Origin of the sequence: Tetragenococcus solitarius NBRC 100494 (assembly GCF_001544195.1) — a bacterium.
GTDB classification, from domain to species: Bacteria; Bacillota; Bacilli; order Lactobacillales; family Enterococcaceae; genus Tetragenococcus; species Tetragenococcus solitarius.
This window is the reverse complement of record NZ_BCPY01000027.1, coordinates 1-24,423: the sequence shown is the minus strand read 5'-3', so window position 1 is coordinate 24,423 and position 24,423 is coordinate 1. Positions and strand designations below refer to the sequence as shown.

The 24,423-nt window shown below is 36.2% G+C and carries 22 protein-coding genes; 5 read left to right on the top strand and 17 right to left on the bottom strand.

Annotated features, from left to right (window positions below; translation table 11 throughout):
* The first annotated feature begins 53 nt into the window (after nucleotides 1-53).
* Nucleotides 54-824: a DeoR/GlpR family DNA-binding transcription regulator gene (locus TS1_RS08415; RefSeq protein ID WP_068709747.1), complete on the top strand. Its 771-nt coding sequence runs from the start codon at nucleotides 54-56 to the stop codon at nucleotides 822-824.
* Between the two features lie 26 nt (nucleotides 825-850).
* Here TS1_RS08415 and TS1_RS08410 read toward each other — a convergent pair whose 3' ends face one another.
* The gene (locus TS1_RS08410) at nucleotides 851-1,534 is read right to left on the bottom strand and encodes a triose-phosphate isomerase (protein ID WP_068709746.1); all 684 of its coding nucleotides are present in this window, start codon (nucleotides 1,532-1,534) and stop codon (nucleotides 851-853) included.
* A gap of 26 nt (nucleotides 1,535-1,560) precedes the next feature.
* Nucleotides 1,561-2,220: a fructose-6-phosphate aldolase gene (fsa, locus tag TS1_RS08405; protein ID WP_068709745.1), complete on the bottom strand. Its 660-nt coding sequence runs from the start codon at nucleotides 2,218-2,220 to the stop codon at nucleotides 1,561-1,563.
* A gap of 274 nt (nucleotides 2,221-2,494) precedes the next feature.
* Between fsa and pdxA the strand changes: the two genes are divergently transcribed.
* The 4 genes from pdxA to TS1_RS08385 are packed head-to-tail and all read left to right on the top strand — an operon-like array spanning nucleotide 2,495 to nucleotide 6,290.
* Nucleotides 2,495-3,508: a 4-hydroxythreonine-4-phosphate dehydrogenase PdxA gene (gene pdxA / locus TS1_RS08400; RefSeq protein WP_068709743.1), complete on the top strand. Its 1,014-nt coding sequence runs from the start codon at nucleotides 2,495-2,497 to the stop codon at nucleotides 3,506-3,508.
* Nucleotides 3,509-3,537: 29 nt separating this feature from the next.
* Entirely contained in the window at nucleotides 3,538-4,917 is a 1,380-nt protein-coding gene (locus TS1_RS08395; protein ID WP_068709741.1) for a four-carbon acid sugar kinase family protein, read from the top strand.
* Nucleotides 4,901-5,881 (top strand): 2-keto-3-deoxygluconate permease, encoded by a 981-nt coding sequence (locus TS1_RS08390; RefSeq protein WP_068709739.1) that lies wholly within the window; start codon nucleotides 4,901-4,903, stop codon nucleotides 5,879-5,881. Before TS1_RS08395 ends, TS1_RS08390 begins: the two co-directional genes overlap by 17 nt.
* Nucleotides 5,882-5,918: 37 nt before the next feature.
* Nucleotides 5,919-6,290, top strand: a complete 372-nt coding sequence (locus TS1_RS08385) for a PTS glucitol/sorbitol transporter subunit IIA (RefSeq protein ID WP_068709737.1) — start codon at nucleotides 5,919-5,921, stop codon at nucleotides 6,288-6,290.
* Nucleotides 6,291-6,357: 67 nt separating this feature from the next.
* On the opposite strand, the gene TS1_RS08380 is transcribed toward TS1_RS08385, so the two are convergent.
* From TS1_RS08380 to TS1_RS08310, 15 genes are all read right to left on the bottom strand, one after another.
* Nucleotides 6,358-7,026 carry a bifunctional 4-hydroxy-2-oxoglutarate aldolase/2-dehydro-3-deoxy-phosphogluconate aldolase gene (locus tag TS1_RS08380; protein WP_068709736.1) on the bottom strand — a complete coding sequence of 223 codons (669 nt, stop codon included), beginning with the start codon at nucleotides 7,024-7,026 and terminating at the stop codon, nucleotides 6,358-6,360.
* Nucleotides 7,027-7,055: 29 nt separating this feature from the next.
* A complete protein-coding gene (locus TS1_RS08375) occupies nucleotides 7,056-8,105 on the bottom strand; it encodes a PTS fructose transporter subunit IIC (RefSeq protein ID WP_068709734.1) in 1,050 nt (349 codons plus the stop codon).
* 23 nt (nucleotides 8,106-8,128) lie between these two features.
* Nucleotides 8,129-8,440, bottom strand: coding sequence for a PTS fructose transporter subunit IIB (locus TS1_RS08370; RefSeq protein ID WP_068709732.1), 312 nt, complete (start codon nucleotides 8,438-8,440; stop codon nucleotides 8,129-8,131).
* A 12-nt stretch (nucleotides 8,441-8,452) separates the two neighbouring features.
* The gene (locus tag TS1_RS08365; protein ID WP_068709731.1) at nucleotides 8,453-8,905 is read right to left on the bottom strand and encodes a PTS sugar transporter subunit IIA; all 453 of its coding nucleotides are present in this window, start codon (nucleotides 8,903-8,905) and stop codon (nucleotides 8,453-8,455) included.
* Nucleotides 8,898-10,856 carry a BglG family transcription antiterminator gene (locus TS1_RS08360; RefSeq protein WP_068709730.1) on the bottom strand — a complete coding sequence of 653 codons (1,959 nt, stop codon included), beginning with the start codon at nucleotides 10,854-10,856 and terminating at the stop codon, nucleotides 8,898-8,900. Before TS1_RS08360 ends, TS1_RS08365 begins: the two co-directional genes overlap by 8 nt.
* Before the next feature lie 379 nt (nucleotides 10,857-11,235).
* Complete coding sequence (locus tag TS1_RS08355; RefSeq protein WP_068709728.1) at nucleotides 11,236-12,288, bottom strand: DmpA family aminopeptidase; 1,053 nt, start codon at nucleotides 12,286-12,288, stop codon at nucleotides 11,236-11,238.
* Nucleotides 12,289-12,307: 19 nt separating this feature from the next.
* On the bottom strand, nucleotides 12,308-13,099 hold the full coding sequence (locus TS1_RS08350; protein WP_157061651.1) for a M55 family metallopeptidase: 792 nt from the start codon (nucleotides 13,097-13,099) through the stop codon (nucleotides 12,308-12,310).
* Between the two features lie 411 nt (nucleotides 13,100-13,510).
* On the bottom strand, nucleotides 13,511-14,392 hold the full coding sequence (locus TS1_RS08345) for a C40 family peptidase (RefSeq protein ID WP_068709770.1): 882 nt from the start codon (nucleotides 14,390-14,392) through the stop codon (nucleotides 13,511-13,513).
* Nucleotides 14,393-14,494: 102 nt separating this feature from the next.
* A complete protein-coding gene (locus TS1_RS08340) occupies nucleotides 14,495-16,138 on the bottom strand; it encodes a peptide ABC transporter substrate-binding protein (RefSeq protein ID WP_068709724.1) in 1,644 nt (547 codons plus the stop codon).
* 176 nt (nucleotides 16,139-16,314) lie between these two features.
* Entirely contained in the window at nucleotides 16,315-17,145 is an 831-nt protein-coding gene (locus TS1_RS08335) for an energy-coupling factor transporter transmembrane component T family protein (RefSeq protein WP_068709722.1), read from the bottom strand.
* The gene (locus TS1_RS08330; RefSeq protein WP_068709720.1) at nucleotides 17,145-18,836 is read right to left on the bottom strand and encodes an ABC transporter ATP-binding protein; all 1,692 of its coding nucleotides are present in this window, start codon (nucleotides 18,834-18,836) and stop codon (nucleotides 17,145-17,147) included. The genes TS1_RS08335 and TS1_RS08330 overlap by 1 nt, the downstream gene beginning before the upstream one ends.
* Nucleotides 18,837-18,924: 88 nt before the next feature.
* Complete coding sequence (locus tag TS1_RS08325) at nucleotides 18,925-19,473, bottom strand: ECF-type riboflavin transporter substrate-binding protein (RefSeq protein ID WP_068709718.1); 549 nt, start codon at nucleotides 19,471-19,473, stop codon at nucleotides 18,925-18,927.
* Nucleotides 19,474-20,085: 612 nt separating this feature from the next.
* On the bottom strand, nucleotides 20,086-21,282 hold the full coding sequence (locus TS1_RS08320; protein ID WP_068709716.1) for an L-lactate MFS transporter: 1,197 nt from the start codon (nucleotides 21,280-21,282) through the stop codon (nucleotides 20,086-20,088).
* A gap of 50 nt (nucleotides 21,283-21,332) precedes the next feature.
* Nucleotides 21,333-23,756 (bottom strand): flavocytochrome c, encoded by a 2,424-nt coding sequence (locus tag TS1_RS08315; RefSeq protein ID WP_068709714.1) that lies wholly within the window; start codon nucleotides 23,754-23,756, stop codon nucleotides 21,333-21,335.
* 21 nt (nucleotides 23,757-23,777) lie between these two features.
* Nucleotides 23,778-24,383: an NADPH-dependent FMN reductase gene (locus TS1_RS08310; RefSeq protein ID WP_083498272.1), complete on the bottom strand. Its 606-nt coding sequence runs from the start codon at nucleotides 24,381-24,383 to the stop codon at nucleotides 23,778-23,780.
* Nucleotides 24,384-24,423 lie beyond the last annotated feature (40 nt).

The following is a 24,423-nucleotide window of genomic DNA, read 5'->3' as shown; positions in this document are numbered from 1 at the left end:
ACAATAGCTTATACTATAGCTACAGCATAGGAAGTTATAAGGAGTGTATCATCATGTTCACTGAAGAACGACAAAAAAAGATAATAGATATAGTTAATAAAGAGAAAAGCATTTCCGTAAACGAATTGACTAATCGTTTAAATTATTCACCAGCAACAATTCGTTCTGATTTAAATTCATTAGACGAAGCAGGGCTGTTAATACGAACCCATGGCGGGGCCACTTCTTTGGCTAAAAATTCTAACAAAAAAAGTTTAAACATAAACTTTGGGTTAAGAGAACAAGAAAATCACAGAGAAAAAGTTAAAATCGCTAAAAAAGCTTTTCAATTTATTGAAGAAGATAGTAGTATCATTCTTGACGCTAGTTCAACTTCTCTTGAATTAGGGAAATTAATTAATGAAACAAATATGCGATTAATTATTTTAACAAATGGATTAAACGTCGCTAATATTTTAAAAAATCATACAAATATCACAACAATTTTGATAGGTGGTATAGTTAAAGGAAACTCTAATGCGATCGAAAGTACTCTAGGAGCAGCTATTTTAGAACAATTAAATATTGATGCTGCATTTATGTCAGCTCATGCTTTTAATTTGGAAGATGGCTTCACTGATTTCAACTTATACGAAGTAGAATTAAAACGTTTAATGGTCAAACACGCCAAAACTGTCTACAGTTTAGTTGATCATTCCAAATTAGAAAAACGTTCGATTTCATCCTTTTGTTCGGTTACTGATATTGATTATTTCATTACTGATGACCAAATCGAGGAGGAACTTATAACTAGATATAAAAATAAAGGGCTAGTCCTTCTTTAGCGACTGGTCCTTTATCAATCCATTTTTCAGCGAAACGAAGCTGTAGTTACAATCATATCTTTCAAAACTTTCTTGGGCTCAAACGCCTCTGTAACGCTACTAGTTGTTCCATTACCATCGGAACCTAGCCGCAAGTTACGCATTATGTCTTCACTAGTACTTATTCCAGCTCCTTGCATTACATATATTTTTTCATCTATAGACTTAATAGCTTCTATAGTTTGTTTAATATATGTATCTGAGCTGACTCTTTTAGTTCCTATTAATTCGGTCGGTTCGCAAAGAATGACTTCTGGACCAAGTAAGGCAATAGCCTTTGCTTCATTATAAGAGCTTGCACAAGCTATCGTAATCAATTTTAATTCTTTTGCTCTTGATATCGCTTCTTCTAGACTGAAATACTTTAAAGGTTTTTCTGCATGATTTAAAACGCAGGCTCGTGCGCCTGCGCTATAAATTGACTCAGGTAAAACCTGCCCCATCCCTCGTCCAGGTTTTATACCATCAATATGTTGAGCTGTAATTATTAACCGGTTCGTTATTGTTTTAATAGCATTTAATTCGGCAAAAGGCGCTGTAAAAAAAATATCAATATTGTACTGTATTGCTAATTTGTCAACATATCCTGCTAAATCATAAAGATGTTCACCATACATATATGATTTAGGGTTAAACATGAAAAATGGAGCTTGTATTGAATAAGTGCTCATATTACTCCTCCCAAAAAATAATCTACTTACTTATTTCTTTGTGCTTGTTCGTAAACTTCCCAATCTTTAAGAAATCCTTCAATTCCTTTATCAGTTAACGGATGTGACCAAAGTTTAGGAAAAATAGAGCCTGGAATTGTTGCAATATCAGCACCAGACAAAGCAATTTGTTCCAGATGTTGTAAATGTCGAACACTAGCAGCAATAATTTCTGTCTTATAACCGTAATTACTCATCACTTGTTTTAAATCTTCTACTACCTCTAAGCCATCTTTTCCTGTATCGTCTAAACGTCCCACAAAAGGACTAATAAATGTAGCTCCAGCTTTCGTGGCCATCAGTCCTTGAGCAACAGAAAAGACCAAAGTTACGTTCGTTTTTATACCTTCTGACGATAATATATGAACAGCTTTTAATCCTTCTTCTGTCATAGGGATTTTTACTACTACATTTTCCGCCCAAGTAGCTAAATTACGACCTTCTTTGATCATTTCTTCAGCTTTTAACCCGACAACTTCAGCACTTACAGGGCCTTCAATAAAATTAGCGATATCTTGGATAACCTCTTTAAAGGGCCTTCCTTCTTTAGAAATTAAGGTCGGATTAGTTGTTACGCCATCTACTAGACCTAACTCATTAACTCGTTTAATTTCCTCTACGTTTGCTGTGTCTAAAAAAAATTTCATTTTACCTCTCCTTACTAATTTAATATTTATTAACTAAATTGTTTCAATAGTAGTATATCTTCGCTATCATTAATTGTCAATTTTTGTTACAACGTAATCTAAACAAAGTTAAAACGAAACTATATGATAATTTATTGGCAAAAAACGAAAAACAAGTATAATTACTTATGTATTTAGAAAAAGTTTAATATTTAAATTATATTTATTTGTTATTAAGCTTTTTCAGTTTGTTTACCATTTATTGTAAGCGTTATAACAAAAGGAGAGTATAAATATGATAAAGCCAATAGTAGCAGTAACAACAGGGGACCCAGCCGGAATTGGTCCAGAAACAAGTGTTGAAGCTTTAATGCAAGAAGAAGCTTATGAGAAGACAAATTCTTTTTTAATTGGTCCAAAAATAATAATTGAAAAAGCATTACAAATAAAAAACTGTGATTTTAATTTAAATGTAATTTCCCACCCCTCAAAGGGAAAATATGAATTTGGAACCATTGATCTAATCGAGCCCAAGCAATATAGCACAGACGAACTTAAAAATATTAGGTATGGGGAAATACAAAAAATCGCTGGAAAAATCAGCTACGATAACATCATAAAAGCAATTGAGCTTGGAAATTCAAAAATAATCGATATTTGCGCTACTGCTCCGATTCATAAAGAAGCAATCAAATTAAATAATATCAAAGAAGCTGGGCATACGGAAATATTTGGCAATAACACTGATTCAAAATACGCTTTAACTATGTTTCATACACAGAATTTAAGAATTTTCTTTTTAAGTCGTCATATATCCTTACGAGAAGCTTGCGACTACGTAACTAAAGAACGTTGTGTAGAATTTGTGGAAAATATTGATAGCGTATTCAGAACTTTAGGGAAAACAAGTCCAAAAATTGCACTAGCAGCTTTAAATCCACACGCTTCTGATGGCGGTTTATTTGGTTATGAAGAAGAACAAGAATTAAAACCTGCTGTAAATGAAGCTAAAAATAAAGGGCTAAATGTAGTTGGACCCGTACCTGCAGATTCTGTCTTTTTCCAAGCTAAAAATGGGACCTATGATGCTGTACTTTCTTTATATCATGATCAAGGACATATTGCTTGTAAGACTTTGGATTTTGAAGGAACGATTACCTTAACTTGGGGACTACCTTTCTTAAGAGCTGGTGTCGACCATGGAACAGCCTTTGACATCGCAGGAAAAAATACTGCTAATTATATTAGTATGTATAACCAAATTGTTGTAGCAGCCGATTATTGGAAACAAATGCAAGAAAATAAATAGCACTACTCATCAATTCAAGGAGGATTAATATGGGCAAAATTGGTATTATTTCGGATGATTTAACAGGCGGTACAACAGTAGGAACTCTGATGGCAAGATCAGGTGTAAAAACTTCTGTTTATTTTTCTAGTCAAGAGATGCCTCATGAAGAAGAACAAGAAGCGATAATATTAACTAGCGACAGTCGACACCTACCAGCTGAAAAAGCACAGGCAGCTGTTTATAAATGTTTTCAAGCTTTAAAAGATTCTGATGTTACTTATTTTAGTAAAAGAACAGATACTACACTTCGTGGTGGTATAGGATATGAAATTGACGAAATGCTTTCTCAAATGTCCAATGACACAATTGCAGTAATGGTTCCTGCTATGCCTCAGTCTAACCGAATTGTAGTAGGTGGTTATTCTGTTATAGAAGGACAAGCTTTATCAGAAACCGATGTTTCTAAAGACGTATTAACCCCAGTAACCGAATCAAACATTCCTAAAATGTTACTCAAACAATCTAGACATAAAATAGGTGAATTAGATCTAGGTACTGTATTAGCAGGGAAAGAAACTATTAAAGACGTATTAAGAGGGCGAAAAGCTGAAGGTTGTAAAATTGTACTTTGTGATTCAATCAATTTAGAACAAATAACGAAAATAGCAGAAGCTGTTAATGAATTGAACTGGAATATTTTAGCAGTTGATCCTGGTCCATTTACACAAGAACTAGCTATCACTAGAGGTTTTGGTAAAAGAAAAGAAGAAAACCCTAGTAACAATGAAAAAATTGCTCTTGATGTACAAACAAAGGTACTTGTAGTTGCTGGAAGTGCCACAGAAAATACAAAAAATCAATTAAATGAATTAAACAAATACGAAAATTCTACCATGATATCAGCTAACCCTAGTAATTTAGTCAACAGCGAAACTACACAAACAGAAATTAATACTATTCATCAAACTGTTAAGAACAAATTTAATGACCCTACTATTAACGTTGTTATTATAGAAACTGCTGCTTCGGCCCCTGTTTTAGATTTAAAAAGTAAAGAAGAAGAACTAGGTTTACAAGTAGGTGAAGCTTCTAAAAATATTAATTTAGGTTTAGCAAGCATTGTTGAAAAAGCATTAAACGATGTAAACAATATAGGCGGTGTATATCTTACCGGTGGAGATACTATGGTTACCACCTTAAAATCGCTTGGTGCAAAAGGTATTCAACTAATTGACTATGTCATTCCACAAACAGATTTAGGAAAGATTATCGGTGGACCTTACGAAAACTTATTTACCATAGGAAAAGGTGGTTTAACGGGTAATTTATTTACCGCTATTCAAGTTGTAAATAAAATTTGTGAAGAGTACCTAAAAGAAAACATGCCACTATCAGGAGAGGGGAATATAGATGAAATTATTAGCTAAAATACCTGGAGGTAATATCATTGTACCGATGTTGGTGGCAATGTTAATTAATACTTTCTTTCCGAGTCTATTAGCGGTTGGCGGACCTACTACCGCCTTACTAAAGGAAGGGAATCAAGCAATGATGGGACTATTTCTCGTTTGTTGTGGTTCACAGATAAATTTCAAACAAGTAGGACTCCCCTTGTACAAAGGAACAGTGTTATTATTATTGAAGGCTCTTGTAGGTACAGCTATTGGTTTTTTGGTCGGCAGTATTTGGGGACCTTATGGTGTAATGGGGTTAACTCCTTTAGTACTTATTGCGGCTTTAACTAGTTCAAATAGCTCATTATATGTCGCTATGGCAGGCGAATATGGAAATGCAAGTGATACCGGAGCTATCTCAGTGTTTTGTTTGAAAGATGGACCCTTTATCACCATGCTAGCTATGGGAGCAACTGGTTTGGCTAATATTCCTTGGCAACAAATCGTTGGAATGTTGATTCCATTACTTATAGGTGCAGTATGGGGGAATTTTGACAGTAATTTTAGAGAATTATGTAATAAAGCAAATCCTTTTGTTATTATTTTTATGTCATTTTCAATTGGTGCAGGTTCAAGTCTTTCAACAATTGTAACTGCTGGTATGCAAGGAATTATACTAAGCGTTATTGCATTAGTATTAGGAGTAGTATACTTCTTCTTATACAACCTTTTTTTGAAAAAGAAAACACCACTTGGTGTACTTTTGGGAACAGTTGCTGCTAATTCAGCGTTGACACCTGCTATTGTTGCTGCTGCGGACCCCTCTTTAGCACCATTTGCTGATTCTGCTACCGCTCAAGCGGCTACCGCAAGTATTATTACTATGATAGTTGTTCCATTTATGTTATCTTACTTTGACAAGTGGCTGAAAAAACGTGTAACCCCAGAAAAAATAAACACACAAACAGATTTTAACACTGAAGTAGAGGTAAAATAAATTTATGTCATAAACTAACTTTTAAAGGAGAATAACGATGACGATAGTATTTCAAACAAAAGTAGACAAGGTAGGTCCATTTTCCGGAAAGTTTTTTAATGAAGGTTTACTTATCTTATTTTCAAGTAAAGACGTTATGTCAGAAATTAAAAACTATTCTGTGTTAACTAGCGGGAATAACCTTATGGCAAATATCCAAGCAGGACAGATTTTGAACATCGGAGAGATCGGCTTCAAAATAGTAGCAGTAGGAAAAATCGTTCAAGAAAACTTAAAAAATCTTGGACATGTTACCGTCAACACAAATAATACTCCAGAAGAAATGTTACCTGGCACTATTTATGTTGAGAATAAACAGCTTCCTGAAATTAAAGAAGGCGATAATATTACAATAACAACTGAGTTTTGATGCAAATTGCAAACACATTTCTTCTGTACTCATTACAGAAGAAATGTGTTTTACTTATTGAATCCAGTCAGTTTATTTTGTCATCAATACCATTAGCAATAGCCATCATCTCTTTAGCATGTTCAGTTAGCACATCAAATTGTCCTGCTGCAATTAATTTTTGATCTGTTAAGTAACCACTAATCCCTGCTCCGGAAAAACCGACGTTTAAGTAATCTTCTAAGTTATCTGGAGTTACTCCAGCTGTTGCCAAAATTTTTACGTGGTTGATGGGTCCTCTGATATCTTTAATATATTTTAAGTTATGAGCTCCTGCTGGAAAAATCTTGACAAAATCAGCTCCCGTCTCATGTGCCTCCAGGATCTCACTAGGTGTTAGCGCCCCTGGAATGGAAACAAGTTTTAGCTCTTTAGTTTTTTTGATTACTTGCTGGTTAGTATTTGGCGAAATAATGTATTCAGCCCCAGCATGATAAGCTGTCTCCACTTGTTCTTCATTTAATACTGTACCTGCGCCAATTTTCATTTTCCCTGTAAACTTTTCTACCAATGTAGTAATCGCTTCTGAAGTTTTCATTAAACATTCTGGGTCACTTTGATCAAATGTAACTTCAACCAATTTAACGCCGCCTTCTTCTAAAGCAGAAACTAAGTTAACTAAATTTTCCCCGTAAGTTCCACGAACAATTGCAATAATTTTATTTTTTTCGATGTATTCTTTTGCTAAATTTATCATTCGTTCCTCCATTTTTTAATCGTCAATATTTATTTGACATCTTCCAATTTCGGTTTTAGTATCCCCAAAATGCAGGCGGTAACAACCGATCCTATAATAATAGCAGCAATAAACCACAGTTTATTTTCAACAACCGGCAGTACAATAAAACCGCCGTGAGGGACATAACATTGAACATTTCCAATGGCACCAATAACGCAGCCAACAGCCGTTCCTATCATTGTCGAAGGAAGCACTCTTTTAAGATCACTGACTGCAAAAGGAATGGCGCCTTCTGTTATTCCAATGCAACCCATAATTCCTGCTGCCAAAGAAGCATCCCGATCGCCATCATTAAATTTAGTCTTAAAAAAACGTGTCGCTAAAAATATCCCGATTGGAGGTATTGCTACAGCTATACGAAACATCCCATTAGGCGCGTAAACGCCTTCATTCATTAATGCTAAAGTAAACATAGAAACGGATTTAGTGACTGGCCCTCCCATATCAATTTCACCAAATAATCCAATAAAAATTGCAAGCAAAATAGCACTGCTGCCACTCAAATCTCTCATAATATTGGTCAAGCCATTCATTAGAAAACCTAATGGAGTTGCTACAACGTAAATATAAAAGATTCCTAATACGAAAACAGCCACCGTAGGGATAATTAAAATAGGCAAAATCGTTTTTATTGTTTTACTGACTTTCCATTTTTTCATCCATTTAACAAGATAACCTGCGCAAACGCCTAATAACATTGCACCCAAAAATCCTGACTCAACTTCTTGTTGCTCAACGGTAACCGGATTATTAGCTAAATAGCCTAGGACCATTCCTGGAACTAATCCAGGTTTTCCAGCAATTGAATAGGATATATAACCACCAAGTATCGGGATCATCATGGCAAATGCAGAGGTACCTAGCAGATTGATGCTTTGCATAAACTCATTGGTTACCTCTACTTCGCCTTCACTTGTATCTCCAGTAGCTAATGAAATCGCCAGCATGATACCTCCAGCAACAACGGCTGGCATCATAAAAGATACACCGCTTAGAAAAGACTTTTGTATCTCTTTTAAAGTTGGTTTCATTTTCATTTTTCTGCCTCCATCTACCCTAGTTAACCGTTAACTAATTTCTCTGCTTCGTCTAACACTTTATCTGGATGCGAAACTGCATCGTTAACATCCGCATGAACAGTTAATTTGTCTTCAAATCTTTCTTCCTCTTCAATCATCACAGTTACGGCCAAAATAACCACATCCGCTTCTTCGGCTTCTTCTTCTGATACCTCGTTTTCAATCCCAATGCTGCCTTGCGTTTCAATTTTGATCTCATGCCCTCTTTTTCTTCCTTCTTTTTCTAGAGCTTCTTGAGCCATATACGTGTGTGCAACTCCTGTTGGGCAAGCGGATACTCCCACAATTTTCATGATAAATTCCTCCTAATGATTAATAACATTATTTTCTATTTGATAAAGTTGCTTTAAAATAGTTTCTTTATTTCCTACAGCTAATTGCTCTCTAAAACTCTCATCTAGTAGCTTTTTACTAATTTCTGCTAGTATTTTTAAATGTAATGTTCCTTTTTGTTTTTCTGGTATTCCTAATAAGAAAATCAGATCCACTTCGTTTTCTATTTGATCCCACGGGATTTTCTGTAATGTTCTTATAAAACAAATAAATGGTTGCAAAACTTCTTGTGACTTCCCATGAGGGATACTGACACTATGACCAATCGCCGTGGAAAACTCTTTTTCTCGCTCGTTAACGGTCATTAGGTACCTTTCAACATTACCTAGATACCCAACCCCTTTCGTTTGTTCTGCTAAATAATGAAGTACCTCTGATTTGCTACTTAAAGATGAATCTAAGATGATTAATCTTTCATCAATCACATTCCTTCCCTCCTAACGCATTGATGATCTCTGGTTTTGTTTTTGAGAAAAATAATCCTTCAATATTTTTCTCAGATTCCACAATTTTATAAATATCAGACAAAATTCCTTTCACTCTGGAAAAATCCTTTTCAGCTATACAGATCATCAAAATTGTACGAACCAACCTGGAATGCCAACGAATCGGCTTGTCTAACGTCATAATGACTAGCTTACTTTCAGTAACAACATCAGCTGGGGGATGAGGGATTGCCACGCCTGTTGGCAAATCTGTCACTCCGATTTTTTCTCTTTGCCAAACAGCCTCCGAAAAACTAGGAGTGACTGCTTTTAGAGCTGACAATTCTTTTGCCATTTTTTCAATACAATCTTTTTTTGTAGCATATTTTTCGTTTAGAAAGATCAAACGATGATCCACAATAGAAGAAAGGTGATCAAATCGCAAATTCAAGGGACTCTCTGTCTCATCGTAGAATAGATCTAAATAGATTGATAAAACTTTTTTCAAATCCTCTCGGTTCATTAACGGAGAAACTTGTACTACAGGAGTCGTTAACCTTTCAAGATTAACCGAAGAAATGATCATATCAACTTTGCTTAAATCACTCTGATACAACGTGCGAATAGACACAATCTCCAATGTATCATGAGGAAAAAGGACTTTTTTTAAACGATTGGCAATCAATTCTGAGGTACCTATTCCCGTAGGACACACAAGTAAAATTCGATGACTTTCAGAAGAACGATCTACAGCCCCTTGAAAATGAATAGCTAAAAAAGCAATCTCATCTTCATTAAATTGGATAGACAGTTTTGTTTCAAATTTTGATAGCACAAACCAAGTAGTACTATACAAAATAGAATAATTGTTTTTAATTTCTTCTAATAATGGATTCTTTACCGGCATATCCATTTTCAAGCGGTAAATCATCGATAATAAATGATAAAGTATGTTTGTAAATAATTTTTCGTCATCTGTTAGATCAATTTTTAACGACTTGCTCATTTCCAAAATAATTTCTTTTACGATATTTTCATATCTAACCTTAACACCTAACTCTTCCAAATTAGGTTCAAGACCATGAGCAATTAGCTGTTTATTTAGATAATCAAAATCATTTCTATTCAATGCAATATTTTCTAACACTTGAAGCCTTTCAACTAAACCTTTTGTCAAAAAATAGGTGGATAATGATGCAATGTTTTCAGATAACAAATAGTTTTTCTTTTCTATATGGAAATCTTGTTGCACTCGGACTAACAAAACACTAATCGATAAAACTAATGATTGGAAATAGTTATCAGACAATTGGTTAATCGTACTGCTATGGTCATCTTGCACAATGTTTAACACCCGTTGGATTACGCGATTCCCCATTAAAAAATAATCAACTTCTAGAGGAAATTGCATACGGAAATTGCTAGTATTGTCAATCCTGCTCACAATAAAGTAGACGTAATCTTTCATTGCCTTTTGAATATCCGATTCTTTTCCCACAACTTTGGTGCCATTATGATCCGAGTGAATCTCTATATTGCTATTTTTCGTTACCTGTTGAACTTGCTCAATATCATTGGATATTGAGGTCTTACTTACCAAAAATTTTTCAGAAAGCTCTTGATAAGTAATCCTCTTAGTTTCTACCAATAACTGACGTGCAATCGTAATTTGTCGGAAAAAGGGAGATTGATTAAGCATTATATTCTTAGGGATGACTTGCTTTAAAACTTCATGGAAAGCAAGGCAACTTTCTAAAAAGACCCCTCTTCTTGGTACTTTTTTCAACACTGCCACGTTTTGCGGTAATAAAGTTTCTAATTGATTTAAATCCTTATATAACGTACGTACCGAAACTGCCAATAATTCGGCGTAATATTTAACTGGTTTAAAATCTTGACTTTCCAAAAGTAGTTCTAATAACTTTTTTTGTCTCTTATTGATATCATGCATGACTATGATTCTCCTTTAGAGTTAGCGCTTTCTCTATAAATGTAACTTACCATAATTTTTATAATGCGAATATGACAAGTTCGTTCATTATTATTAGTGAACTTTTATTAACGCTTACAAAAAAAGTATTAAGCCAATAAAATAACCTGTAACCCAAATGAGGTCACAGGCTTTCCTTATCTTATCGCGTAATTTTTCTAACGGCTTTTCTTTTGTCAATTCATCAACTGTCTTGTCTACGTACCGTATTTTTGCAACAGTGGTTCTTCCATTTCCTCTACACGAATACCTCAGTTCATTCTTGTGATCGCATTTCCATTTAAGCTAGTACGTCCCCGTTCTTCTACCATAGTATTTTATATAAAAATACTTGATATTCTTAGTAGTACTGTAAGTAGTCTAAAACTTCTTGGTATTTTTTATCCAAAGTTATTTTTTGGAGCTCTTGCAAACATTGCTGCAGGTTATGAACAATTTGTCCATTTTTAGTTGTAGTTGCTCTGCTTTTTATTAACGAATGTAAAACTGCTTCATTTACCATATCAGTAACTGCTCTAAATAGCTCATCTATATGCTCTTCATTTAAGATTTGGTAAGAAGAGACTGCATCCGAAGACGATGGCACCTTTTGATGTGTCGAAAATGCTAAAGTTATTTCACCACTATCACTGCCGACAAAAGCACCCGTTTTAGTAATGCCAACCGTTGCTCTTTTAGAGATACGCTTTAACTGTCGACTACTCAAAGGAATGTCAGTGGCTAGAATTGTTATCACACTGCCTTTTTCTTTTACGGCGCTCTTCTTATAGTATTCAGCGATATCTACTCCAATTGGATATCCAGCTAGCTCTAAGTCTTTTAGTTGACCGTAATTTGTAAGTACAAGACAGCCAAGAGTATATTCTTTTCCGTTAAAGGTTAAGATTCTTGAGGCAGAGCCTATGCCTCCTTTTAATTGATAACAACGCATACCGGTTCCTGCTCCCACTGCGCCTTCTTCAAAGTCACTTTTGGCGGATTGCATCGCTATTTCCACATCTTTTTCTGTAATGGCCATCCCACGAATATTGTTAATTTCACCGTCATTACATTCAAAAACCAAAGGATTAACCGTTCCTGCTGAATCACCGATTTCTTTATTTCTATTGATCGAATAACGAAAAAGTGCATTCATCGCAGTTCCAACAGCAAATGTATTAGTTAATAAAATGGGCGTTTCTAACATTCCTAGCTCTTCTACTTGAAGTAAACCAACACTTTTACCAAACCCATTGGCAACATGCACAGCCGCTGCTAATTTTTCTTTAAATAGCTGGCCCTGGTGAGGGAAAATAGCTGTCACACCAGTTTGAAATTCTTCATTTTTTATCGTTTGATGTCCTACAGTAATTCCAGCAACATCTGTGATTGAATTTTTTCTTCCTTTTTTCATACTCTTACTCCATCTCTATTTATCCAACAAAACTGTAAAAGCGCAGAAAATCGAAATATTCCCTGGTTTCAAACTGTACAGTATAAGGATTTAACAGCTTTGCTTCTGGGTAAAGACTCGCTTTTCTCGCACGATTTCTTTCTTGATAAGTAATACGAATATCAAAAGTTTGCGGAAGGTCAGGAACTTGATAATTTTTTGCTTGTATTGCTTGTTTCATCCCTTGAAAAATCCCATTTTGCGCTACTTCCGGGTGTAAACCAATCGTCGAATCGCCCCAGCCTTGGAGTGTCGCAAAGGTTTCGATTTTTTTATCTGTTTGACGCACTTCCTCACAAATACCTTCATCGCCACTGACAAAAACGACTGGAATCCCCAGCATTGCACAAGTATAACGGTTAATCATAAATTCGCTTGCTCGTTTTCCATTAATTTCAAAGTTTCGAATATAATTTTCACTTGTATGAGAAAGCGGATTTTGATCAGAAAATGAAGCGGAATGATAACCTACCATTGCAACTACATCCACATTATTTTGGATGCCTGACATCATACCAAATCCATCACCACTCCATCCACGATTTAAAACTGCTTCTTTGGGTAGTAAATGCGGGAGAATATTACAAGCTGTATGATGTCCATCTTTAACAAAAATATTTTCTACTCCTGCCTGAATCGCACCTTCACAAGCAGCCGCCACTTCACTACTCATTTCCTGGCAAAAATAATCATACCAGGGACCTTGTTCTGTTTCATTCCATTGACTAATACCAGCCACACCTTCAATATCTGCTGAAATAAATAGTTTCATTTTTTCTCCTTTTTGTTTTAAAAATAATGTCGCAACTTTTTTAAGCAATTGGTGGCAACTCTGCTGATGTGCCTCCAATATTTTATCTATTGGTGGTAACTCTATTGATGTGCCTCCAATATTTTATCTATTGGTGGCAACTCTACTGATGTGCCTCCAATATTTTATCTATTGGGGGTAACTCTATTGATGTGCCTCCAATCGCTTTAACTATTGGGGGCAACTCTGCTGATGTACCTCCAATATTTTATCTATTGGTGGTAACTCTACTGATGTGCCTCCAATATTTTATCTATTGGGGGTAACTCTACTGATGTGCCTCCAATATTTTATCTATTGGGGGCAACTTCACTGATGTGCCTCCAATAATAAAGATAATTAAAAATCAATCAAATTTTTTTAGACCGTTTTTTATTCCCAATAGCGAGAAACCACAATCAGTTCTTCTTCATATTTCGAACCACTAATCTTTGATTTCATTACTTTGGAACCGGGTGTATGAGAATGAATCATTTCATCATTTCCCACATACATACCTACATGATGGATTTCGCCTTTACCCTTTTCATAAGCAAAAAGTAATAAGTCCCCCGGTTTTGCGTCTTTATAAGCTAGATGTTTTCCAGCGGCTGCTTGTTCTGGTGTATCTCTTGGGATGAATATACCATTCACACGATGTAGACTATACATGAAACCCGAACAATCAAATCCACAACCGCTTGTCCCAGCCCAAACATAAGGAAGTCCCAAAAATTGTTCCGCCAAATCAACCATTCCATCGGCAAGAGGACGTCCAGAATAAATCCCTGTTTTTTGCGCTGCTTCTTTTGCAAGATAGGCTTCTCCATTAGGTGAGTTGACTAAATAATCCGCTGTTGTTTCCTCTACCAATTCTAAAACCGTCCCGAAAGCAAGAGGACGCGTTGTGTCTTTAAAATGTAATTCTGTCGTAGGTGCAATCACTGCCACTTGCTCTTTTCTTTTATAACCTTCAGGCATAGCACTTAAATATTCTGTCGGGATATATCCTGGATATCCTTTAGGGTTCTTATCGCTTGCCTGGTCTAAAATAATGACATACGACCAGCCATTTTCTTCTGACAAAACTTCTACAACTGTTCCGTAGGTAACTTCAGAATCTACCAGTCGTTCTTCAAACAGAGTCATGGTATCTTCACTTGTTAGAAAAGTGTGCAGCTTTTCTTTAGATTTGTTCTCTATTTTTAATAATACTTCATTTTCCTTAGGCTCTTTCCATAAAAAAGTTGAGCCAGAGGTAACAACTTTCTTCACGTAACCAGTCCTTTCATTTTTTACTCCTAAAAAGCGACTTTGAAGGTTATTAAGAATGAACTCTTCCATCAAGTCGCTTTTACTTTAACTTAAATTTATTTTTTATTCCATAGATGCTGTTTTAAAATCAAATTGAGCGCCCACTGGATGAGTGATCAAACCATTTATATCTGGCGAACGTAGATGAGCATCCGCTCCTTGGTATATCGGAATCACTCCTAAATCCTCATTTAACACTCGCTCAGCTTCGATCATATCTTGCCAACGAGCCGCAGGATCATTAACATCTTGGTTATTTGCTGCCTCAATTAGTTGGTCGTACTCTTCATTTTCCCAGCTACCGCGGTTATAGGAACTATCTGAAGTAAGAAGTTCTAAAAAGCCCATTGGATCAGGATAATCACCGATCCAATTATTCATAACCATTTCAAAGTCTCCACTGTCAGACCGATCCAACCGCACATTGAGTGGCACATTGGTAATTTCTATACTTATTCCCTCAAGATTTTCTTCTAATACACCTTGCATATATTCTGCCAGTTGTTTTGACTCATCTGTATCAGAAGTCAATAATTCAATGGACAGCTCATCAACCCCTAGCTCAGATTTAGCCGTTTCCCAACTTTCTTGCGCCTGGTCTACATCAGTCTTAAGCGTTGTATCTGCATCTTCTACAAAGTCGACATCTGTTTCTGGATTAGAAGACAGATCGCTCGGAACAAATCCTTTAGCAGCTAGTGAGCCATTGCCTAAGATTGAATCGACAATATGTTCCCGATCTATCAACAAGGAAATCGCTTCTCTCAAGTTTTTATTTCTAAACGGAGAATCTTCTGCTTCTTGGTTCAATTCTAAATACTGAGTCATGGCACTTTCTTCGACGACGTAAGCCTCATGATTCACATTTTGCAACGCTAGTTCACCGCTTAAAGTCACATCATCCATTTGCCCATCTTCAAAAAGATTATAAGCGGTCGACGTTTCTGCGACAACTTCGAAATTAATGGTGTCCAAATTGACTTCATCAGCGTCCCAATAATCTGGATTCTTCTCTAAATTCCAAGAAGTATCTGCACCTGAGCCATCAAAGTTGGTTAATAAAAACGGACCGTTATAAACCGCATTTTCACTAGTTAGAGCATATTCATCTCCATATTCTTCTACTACAGATTCATTTTGTGGGAAAAATGTAGGAAAGGCAAGCAAAGATAAGAAATAAGGGGTTGGTTCCTCCAAATGAATTTCTAGTTCATATTCACTATTTGCTTGAATTCCAAGCTCACTCGGTTCTAAATCTCCATCACTGATTTTTTCTGCATTTTCTACAGGAGCTAACATATAAGCATAACTGGAAGCCGTGTCAGGGTCTACTGTCCGTTGCCAACTATACACATAATCTTCAGCTGTCACTGGATCACCATTCGACCATTGAGCATCTTCTCTTAGATTGATGTTATAAATCAAACCGTCCTCGCTAACCTCTGCTTCTTCACTGGCCCCTGCAAGAACAGGTTCGTTATTTTCATCTAAACGATACAAACCTTCATAAGCGTTATTTAAGGTCGTAAAACTATATGAATCGGTCGCTAATGATAAATCTGCACTTCCCATTTCCCCCGAAAAAGCCATAGAGAATTCTTGGTTTTCAGCCTCTGTATTTTCTTGCGAGCCAGATTGGCACCCTGCTAAAATAAAACTACAAGCAACTAATGACAAATAAATCTTCTTTTTTAAAAAATACTCCAATTTGACCAACTCCTTGTTCTGAATTTTTAGAAAATTCAAGCTATTATTTGTTAGTGTAATGGAAACTTTTTTAAATGTCAATTGTCTTGTAAGGTACATGTTATATTTTTTAACATAAAAATTCGCATTGATATAAACAAGTGGCTTATACCAACACGAACACTTTTTTATCATTTCTAAAAAGGATTATAAAATCTTCCACCATTAATTTGGAATAAAACAAGGGTAATTAAAAATAATATTATTCCAAAAGCAATGACCATATAATCCTTTGCTGTAAATGGCTCTGCTACATACCATGTCCGGTTTTTCTTTTGTCCAAAACGACGCAGCTCCATTGAAGTACTAATGGTATCAATCCGATCTAAACTAGAAAAAATCAAGGGCAATAATATCTGGGCCATCCCTTTTAATCGTTGAGATAGCTTTCCTTTTTTAGACATTTCAAATCCTCGTGCTTGTTGAGCTCGCGAAATACTAAAAAAGTCTTCTTGGACGTCTGGGATATAACGCAAAGCCAGAGCGACTGCGTAACTCACTTTATAACTAATACCGATTCGGTTCAGACTTGAAGCAAAGCTACTAGGATTTGTGGTTAATAAAAAAGCAATGGCTAAAGGAATTGTACAAAAATATTTTAATGCTAAGTTAAACAGATAAAATAATTCTTCTTGAGTAAAGGTAAAACGGCCCCATCCAGCAAAAAGAACATGTCGTGTCCCATACAGGGTAACACCATATTCAGGTTCAAACAAATACACCGCGATAACATTTAATATTGAAAAAAATAAGATGAATTTCATAACAAAAGAAATTTGGTACCATCGGATATTTCCTACTTTAAATAAAGCAAGTGAACCTAGACTAAACAAAATTAAATAACGAGTATCATAGGTTGTCATAGAGGCTACCGTTGCTAGTAACAAGAAAATCATTTTCGCCGTTGCATTGATACGATGCAAAATAGTATTCCCTGGATGAAAGCCTAGTATCTGCTGTTCTTGCATTAGCTGCGCACCTCACGATCATATTGGATAAATTTACGTATAAAGTTCGTTGGATTTTCTAGCTCCAGTTGTTTTGCTAAAGTAAATAAACTGGTTTCTTTTAACGAAGCCTGCTCAATCAACTTCTCATCGGTTAAAACGTCAATAGGATCCGTGTCAGCCAAGAGTTTACCATCACTTATTACTAAGGCACGATTACTATATTCCAACATTAAGTGCATGTCGTGGGTAATCATCACAATTGTTTTTCCCAATTGGTTTAATTCTTCAATAAAGGTCATCATTTCTGAATAGTGTTTAAAGTCTTGACCAGCCGTTGGTTCATCTAACACCAGCATCTCTGGTTCTAAAACAAGAATCGCCGCAATCGTCACGCGCTTTTTTTGTCCGTAACTTAACGCAGCAATCGGCCAGTTACGAAAAGGATACAGACCACAAATTTTTAGGACATGAAAAACTTTCTCTTTGATTTGTTCAGGTTCTTCTCCTCTAAGGACTAGCCCCAAGGCTACTTCATCGTAAATCATCTTTTGCGAAATCATTTGATTGGGGTTTTGCATGACATAGCCAATTTTATCGGCCCGTTCTTTGATTGTTTCATGGTCAAGGGACTGATTGCCCCACTTCATTTGTCCAGAAGGCTGAATAAATCCGCAAATCGCTTTGAATAAAGTTGACTTTCCCGCCCCATTTTTTCCGACAACACTCACCTTTTCGCCTTGATGCAAAGTTAGTGAAAGATGGTTTAATATATAGGGATCTTGTTTACGATACTTAAAAGACACTTGGTCCATAGTAAAAATAGGCGGGCGGGAAGTATTATTATTCTTTTCCGGCAAACCTGCTTGCCAATCGATGACCTTTTGTTTAATGGCAGGTGAAAGTTCATTAAGATAGGATAAGTGTGAAGAATCAACACCCGCGTACTTCATTGCCGTTAAGTATAAAGGTTCTCGTATTCCATTAGCAGCTAACAGATCTGTACGCAACAAAGCATCGGGCGTTTGATCAGCCACTATTTCCCCATCATTAAAAACAATAATGCGGTCCACAGGTTTAGCTAAAGCATCCTCCAAGCGGTGCTCAATGATAATCACTGTTGTTTGGCTACGTTCATGGATTTCGTCAATCAGGCCAATTGCCTCTTTTCCCGTAGCGGGGTCAAGGTTTGCCAAGGGTTCATCAAAAAGTAAGATCGGCGATTCATTAATCAATACCCCTGCCATAGAAACGCGCTGCTTTTGCCCTCCTGAAAGATCTTGTGGTCGTTTAGTCAAATGCTGATCGATTCCAACCGTTTGCGCCCATTGTGCAACCTTTTCTTGCATTTTCTGTTGTTCTACCGCGTCATTTTCTAAAGCAAAGGCAATATCTTCGGCAACCGTCAATCCAATAAACTGCCCATCTGTATCCTGCAAGACTGTTCCTGTTTCAAATGACAAATCAAAAATTGAAGTCTCTTGTAGATCCTTCCCCTTAATCTTTGCGCTTCCAGTAATCTCTCCTTCGTACTTATAAGGAATCAATCCATTGATACAATGAGCAAAAGTGGATTTACCACTGCCAGAAGGTCCCACAACCAGCACTTTTTCTCCCTCATTAATCTTTAGGTTGAGATTCTTTAAAGTCGGCTCAGATTGACTATTGTATTGAAAAGAAAAATTTTGAAATTCAACAACAAGTTTGTTCATACGTACTCTCCTACATGTTTGTTTCTACTTCATTTTTACAAAGAAAAAGAAGATAAGGCTCCCCAATAACCCCTTATCTTCAAAAAAACTAATCTTTTTTCAAACTTCCTTTTTTGGTTTGAGTGGAAGCATAAGCTTTCATCAAAAGTGTTCCGATAACTCCTACGGCAATGGAATTTAGCAAAGTTGAAGATAATCCTTGCACATAAACTTTAGAAGCTGCCTCACTATAAACTAAGACATCTAGTGTAGGAGCAATCAATCCCCAGACAACAGCATGACCGATGACTTGTACAACATTAAAATAAATGATTGCTTTTTTAGTAAATTCGCCACTTTTAAGGTCAACTTTACGCGTAGCCCAACCATAGACGGCTCCAATAAGACCAGAACAAACAATCCATGTCCACCAAGGAAAGCCATAAGTTAAGTCTTTAAGCGTATGTCCGATTAATCCAATTAAAGCGGCTGGTAGCGGTCCGTATAGGGCTCCCATTAGGGATAAAAAAGGATAGGTTGTCTCGATATTTGTATTCGGAATTCCGGATGGAATGGTTACAAAGCGTCCTAAAATAACAAACAAAGCCGAACCAATCCCAATGGCAACGATCGTTTGCACAGAAAAACCTTTTTTCATTTTCACACCTCTTCATTTCTTCTCTATGAAAAATATCCTACCCCTTTTTATATGATGGGTCAATACGAAAGCCTCTCAAAAGGAATTTCTGAGAACCCATTATTCGGTTTTTAAATTTGCAATAATTATAAAATATAAATCGACTTCGTTAGCGGTAATTTTTTCCCAATATTATTTTTTTCGAGATTCTCCTAATTTTGTCCCTTTCTAGAGTTAATCTGCTTGGCTTCCTCTACTATATATACGCAAAATTAGCTGTTTTCATTTTTGAATAAAAAAATAGTTATGAAGGTAATTTTCTCCTCTATTTTTAAACTTTGACAATCATTTCTCTTGTAGTTGAAATTCTTATCATATTCCGCTAAAATCAAGTTGTTTCGGTATAAGAAAAGGGACGTTGAAGAATTTTTCAGCGTCCCTTTCTTAATTTACTATTATGACCTTTTAATAATTCACTGAATAAAATAAATTAAATAATCAAAATACAAAAACAACAAAGCTAAATCTCCAAAAGTTAGCTTCTTAAGTCTAACTTATGAAGGTTGTCACAAAACAATGTTTTCATTTGGTATCTTTTGATTCATTTGAAACTTTTTTAAATTGCTTTATTTTTCATTTGTATATATATATAAAATCCAAGATCAGGCCTATTATAGCCAACACAATCGCTACGTAAAAGGCATTTGTAAAGTTCCCTTGATTATTTTCTGCAATGGCTGAAGCAACTCTAGGACCAAAAAATGCTGCTGTTGAGTAGCCTATAAAAACGATCCCGTAATTCGTTCCTTGGTTCATCGGACCATAATTTTCCATAACAATAGACGGAAAAACACCCATTACTCCGCCAAAACATAATCCTAACCCAATAATTCCTACAGCAAATGCCCCGCCAGAGGAAAAAAACGTCAACACAAGTAAAGAGAGACTGACAACTGTATAAATGACTAATAAAGTTTTAGCACGTCCTAAAACGTCAGATATCGTTCCCCAAACAACACGTCCTAAACAATTACATAATGAATACAAGCTTACATAAAAGGCTGCCGTACGCATAGTTAAATGAAACATTTGTTGACCGATAACTGCCGCGTTTGAAGCAATCATGAGCCCCGAGAAAGAACCCACGAGTAGCATGATAATAATCAAATAAAATTCCCTTGTTCGCAGCATTTCTTGCCAATTTTTATCATACGCATTTCTCGTTGTTCTAGGATTTTTGGCGCTCCATCCTTCTGGTTTGTAATTTTCAGGAGCCCTTTTTATGAAAAAACTGGCAATTAATACTACAATAAGATAGGTAATTCCCATCATTTTAAATGCAAACATCACATCTTTTGATTCAATTAAAGCAGTCGCAATCGGAGCTGCAATAATTGCCGCGCCACCCATGCCAGCCGTAATTAATCCAGAAGCCAAGCCACGTTTATCTGGAAATAGACGAATGGTATTACTTAAACAACTTGAATAAGCAAAACCCTGACCAAGCCCCGAAAGAACACCATAAGTTAAATAAAGCATCAGCGGAGATTGCGCAAGTCCGGTTAAGAAAAAACCTAGCGAAAAAGCGACTCCCCCTACCGCAATAACCCACTTTGCTAATCCTTTATCTGTTAAAAAGCCACCTAAAACCATTGTGATTGGTCCTACAGCTGCATTGATCGTAAAAGCCAACATAATTTCTTCCATTGACCAACCTTTTACTTGGCTCAAAGGTCCAGCAAAAACACTAAAAGCGTAAATTGCTCCTGTGCATAATAAAACAGCAGTAGACGCTACGAGTATCTGCCATCGATTGATTGTTTTTTCCATTTGATTCCTCCACCTATTTTCATATATTTAAAAAAACCAATAGTAAATTTCTACAAGGTTTCTTTTACCGATATTTTTCCAGCAATTCGTCCAAAGGTAAAAATATCTGCTAGTGAATTCCCACCTAAGCGGTTCCCAGCGTGAATTCCTCCCGCAACCTCACCGGCAGCATATAACCCAGCGATAATATTTCCTTCTTTTGTTAATACATGAGTAGAAGTGTCAATTTTTAAACCACCCATTGTATGATGAATAGCAGGTTTTCTCGGCGTAGCATAAAACGGTGCTTTTTCCACCTTTAAATCAAAAACATTTTTACCAAAGGCTAGATCTTTTCCTCGATCAACATAGGAATTATATTCTTCAATCGTTTTTGTTAAAATTTCTGGTTCGATATTGATTTGTAGCGCTAAATCTTCAATAGTATCTCCTTTAAAAAGCGTTCCTTCAGCAACTTGCTGGTCAATTTTTTCTTGTGAAGTATTGTAGGCTGTCTTTTTAATTTCTTCATCAGCAATCAAGTAGAACAAGCCGCCGTTGTTAATAGCTGCATTTGACAGTACATCTCGGCTTTCATACTCATTAACAAAACGCTTGCCTTGTTGGTTTACCATTACAAAATTGGCTGGTGGAACCTGTAATCCACTAAACAATGCTCCTGTATTAGGATCGGAGACAGGCATCATTTGAGAAAAGCCCATTCCAGTTAAGCCAGCATTTGCACTTTGTCCAAGTAGAATACCATCTCCTGTAATGGAAGGCGCATTGGATGTTTTGATATCATCATCAATTTGTGACCAATAGGTGTTATATTTTTTCAACATTTGCGTATTTGCCCCAAAACCACCCGTTGTTAAAATAACCGCTTTTGCGTGAATTGTGATTTTTTGTCCTTTACGACCTCGTCCAACCACACCTACAACATTTCCTTTGTCAAAAAGAAGTTCTTTGACAGCTGTATCGGTAATGATTTTTCCATCGTTTTCTTCAATATAATTTTTTAGTGTTTCAATATAAGCATAGCCCACGCTCTTTAATGGTTTATGACCACGACGCCATTTTGCACCAACAGGCATGTCTACTTGGTCCTTATCAAATTCAACGCCAATATCTTCTAACCATTCGACAGATTCCAAAGCTTGGTCCGTTAAAGTTTTCACTAAATCGTAATCTCCATAAATAGTAGTACCATTTAGATCTGTTCTTTTACCTCCTAGATAAGTTTGGATACGATGCCAAACTGGTGAATCAAATAAAAATTCTTTTTCTCCTTCTGTTTTTGTTAAGTAATCCGTAATTTCCTGTTTTAGCAAGCAAAAATCTTCTTGATATTCAGTGTCAATTTCTTTGTCCTCCATTTGAAGGATCTCTTCAAGGGTACTCCTTTCCCCTGGTAAGGCGGCAAATGTCTTTTGCCATTCAGGCTTTGCTGCATTCATTGGCCCTCCTGCACGAACCGTATTTCCTCCAATAGAAGCTGCTTTTTCCACCAAAAGAACTTCTCGCGACTCTTGTAAGACGCTAACAGCAGCGCTTAACCCTGCACCGCCCCCTCCAATAACGACGACATCTGTTGTATACTCCTTATCTTCTGTATCCATTGCACTAAAAGCTTGAGGACGCTTTTTCAAAATATCTGGATTGGCACCGGCGAGTTTTACCGCTTTAGCAACTCCATCTATTACTCCTTTACTTGTAACAGAGGCTCCAGAAATGGCATCGACATTCAACGTCTGCCCCTCAATAATTTCTTCTGGGATACGCGTAAATACAACATCCGCAATTCCAGCTGATTCCCCTGAGTTGTCGATATCAATTGCTTCAATACGATCATTGCTGACTGTAACAGACATTGGTAAGTCACCATTATGTCCAGGAGTGGTGACCTGATAGGTCCCAGCTTGATAAGAAATTTCTTCTGGAATATTTAAAATATTTGCTACTTCAGTAAAACGTATAAATTTTCTAAAACAACTTTCTAAAAATTCACGCGTTCCTTCATCTTTTAAATTTCCATTCTGATCAAAAGCCTCATGAGCTTTACCTAGTAGAAATTCGTTTCCAGGCATCACTGTTGCATTAACCCCGGGGGCATCCAAAATTTGTCGTAAATGAAGTTGGGCGCGAGAAGATCCCTGTACATCATAAGAAGCTCCTACAATCATGACTGGTTTCCCATCTAGCGGGTGGATTTTATAGGAGAACCATTCTAAAAGACTTTTTAAAGCAGAGGGGATAGAATGATTATGCTCTGGTGTAGAAATAATCACACCATCTGCCTTTTCGACTTTCTTCATTAGCGTTTGAATCACTTTGCTATTTGTCTGATCATCTATTTCATCAAACATAGGTACATTTTTTATCTCCAAGATTTCGATCGTTGCTATCTCAGAAAATTGTTTTTGTATAAACTGTAATAGTTGTCGATTATTCGATTTTTCAGCGTTTGTTCCAACAATTCCAATCAATTCCATTTTGTCATTGTCCTTTCCTTTTTATATGTTTTTCCACGAAAATGAATTTACATCCTTTTTTCTAGTCGATCGCTCTTTAAGAAGATGACGAGTCATTTCGACAAATAAAAGGAATTCGGTAAAGCAATCTTCTAACTCCGCAATTTTTTCTTTGTCGTTTAAATTCCCTTCTTCATCAAAAGCCTGTAAGGACTGCCCTAATAAAAATTCAGCGCTGGGCATGATTCTAGCCTTTACTTCTGGTGCATCTAAAATTTGGCGAAGATGAGCTTGTGCTCGGGAAGAACCTAACGAACCATGTGAGGCCCCTGTAATCATTACTGGTTTATCAACTAGAGGTTTTGTAGTATAAGATAGCCATTCAATCAAACTTTTTAAAGCCGCTGGAACAGAATGATCGTATTCAGGAGTACTAATAATCACCCCATCTGCTGCTTCGATTTTATCTGATAGTTCTCGGATTTCCATAGGTGCTATCCGCTCTTCTGGTTCATTAAATGCGGGAAATCCTTTAATATCAAAAATTTCCATTTGGATATTTTTTGAAAAATGTTTTTTCATGAATTGAAGTAACTTCCGATTCGTTGATCGTTCTGAAGTGCTTCCTGTAATTCCGACTATTTTCATTTCCTTTCTCCTTTTCATGTGATTAATTGATCCAAAATTT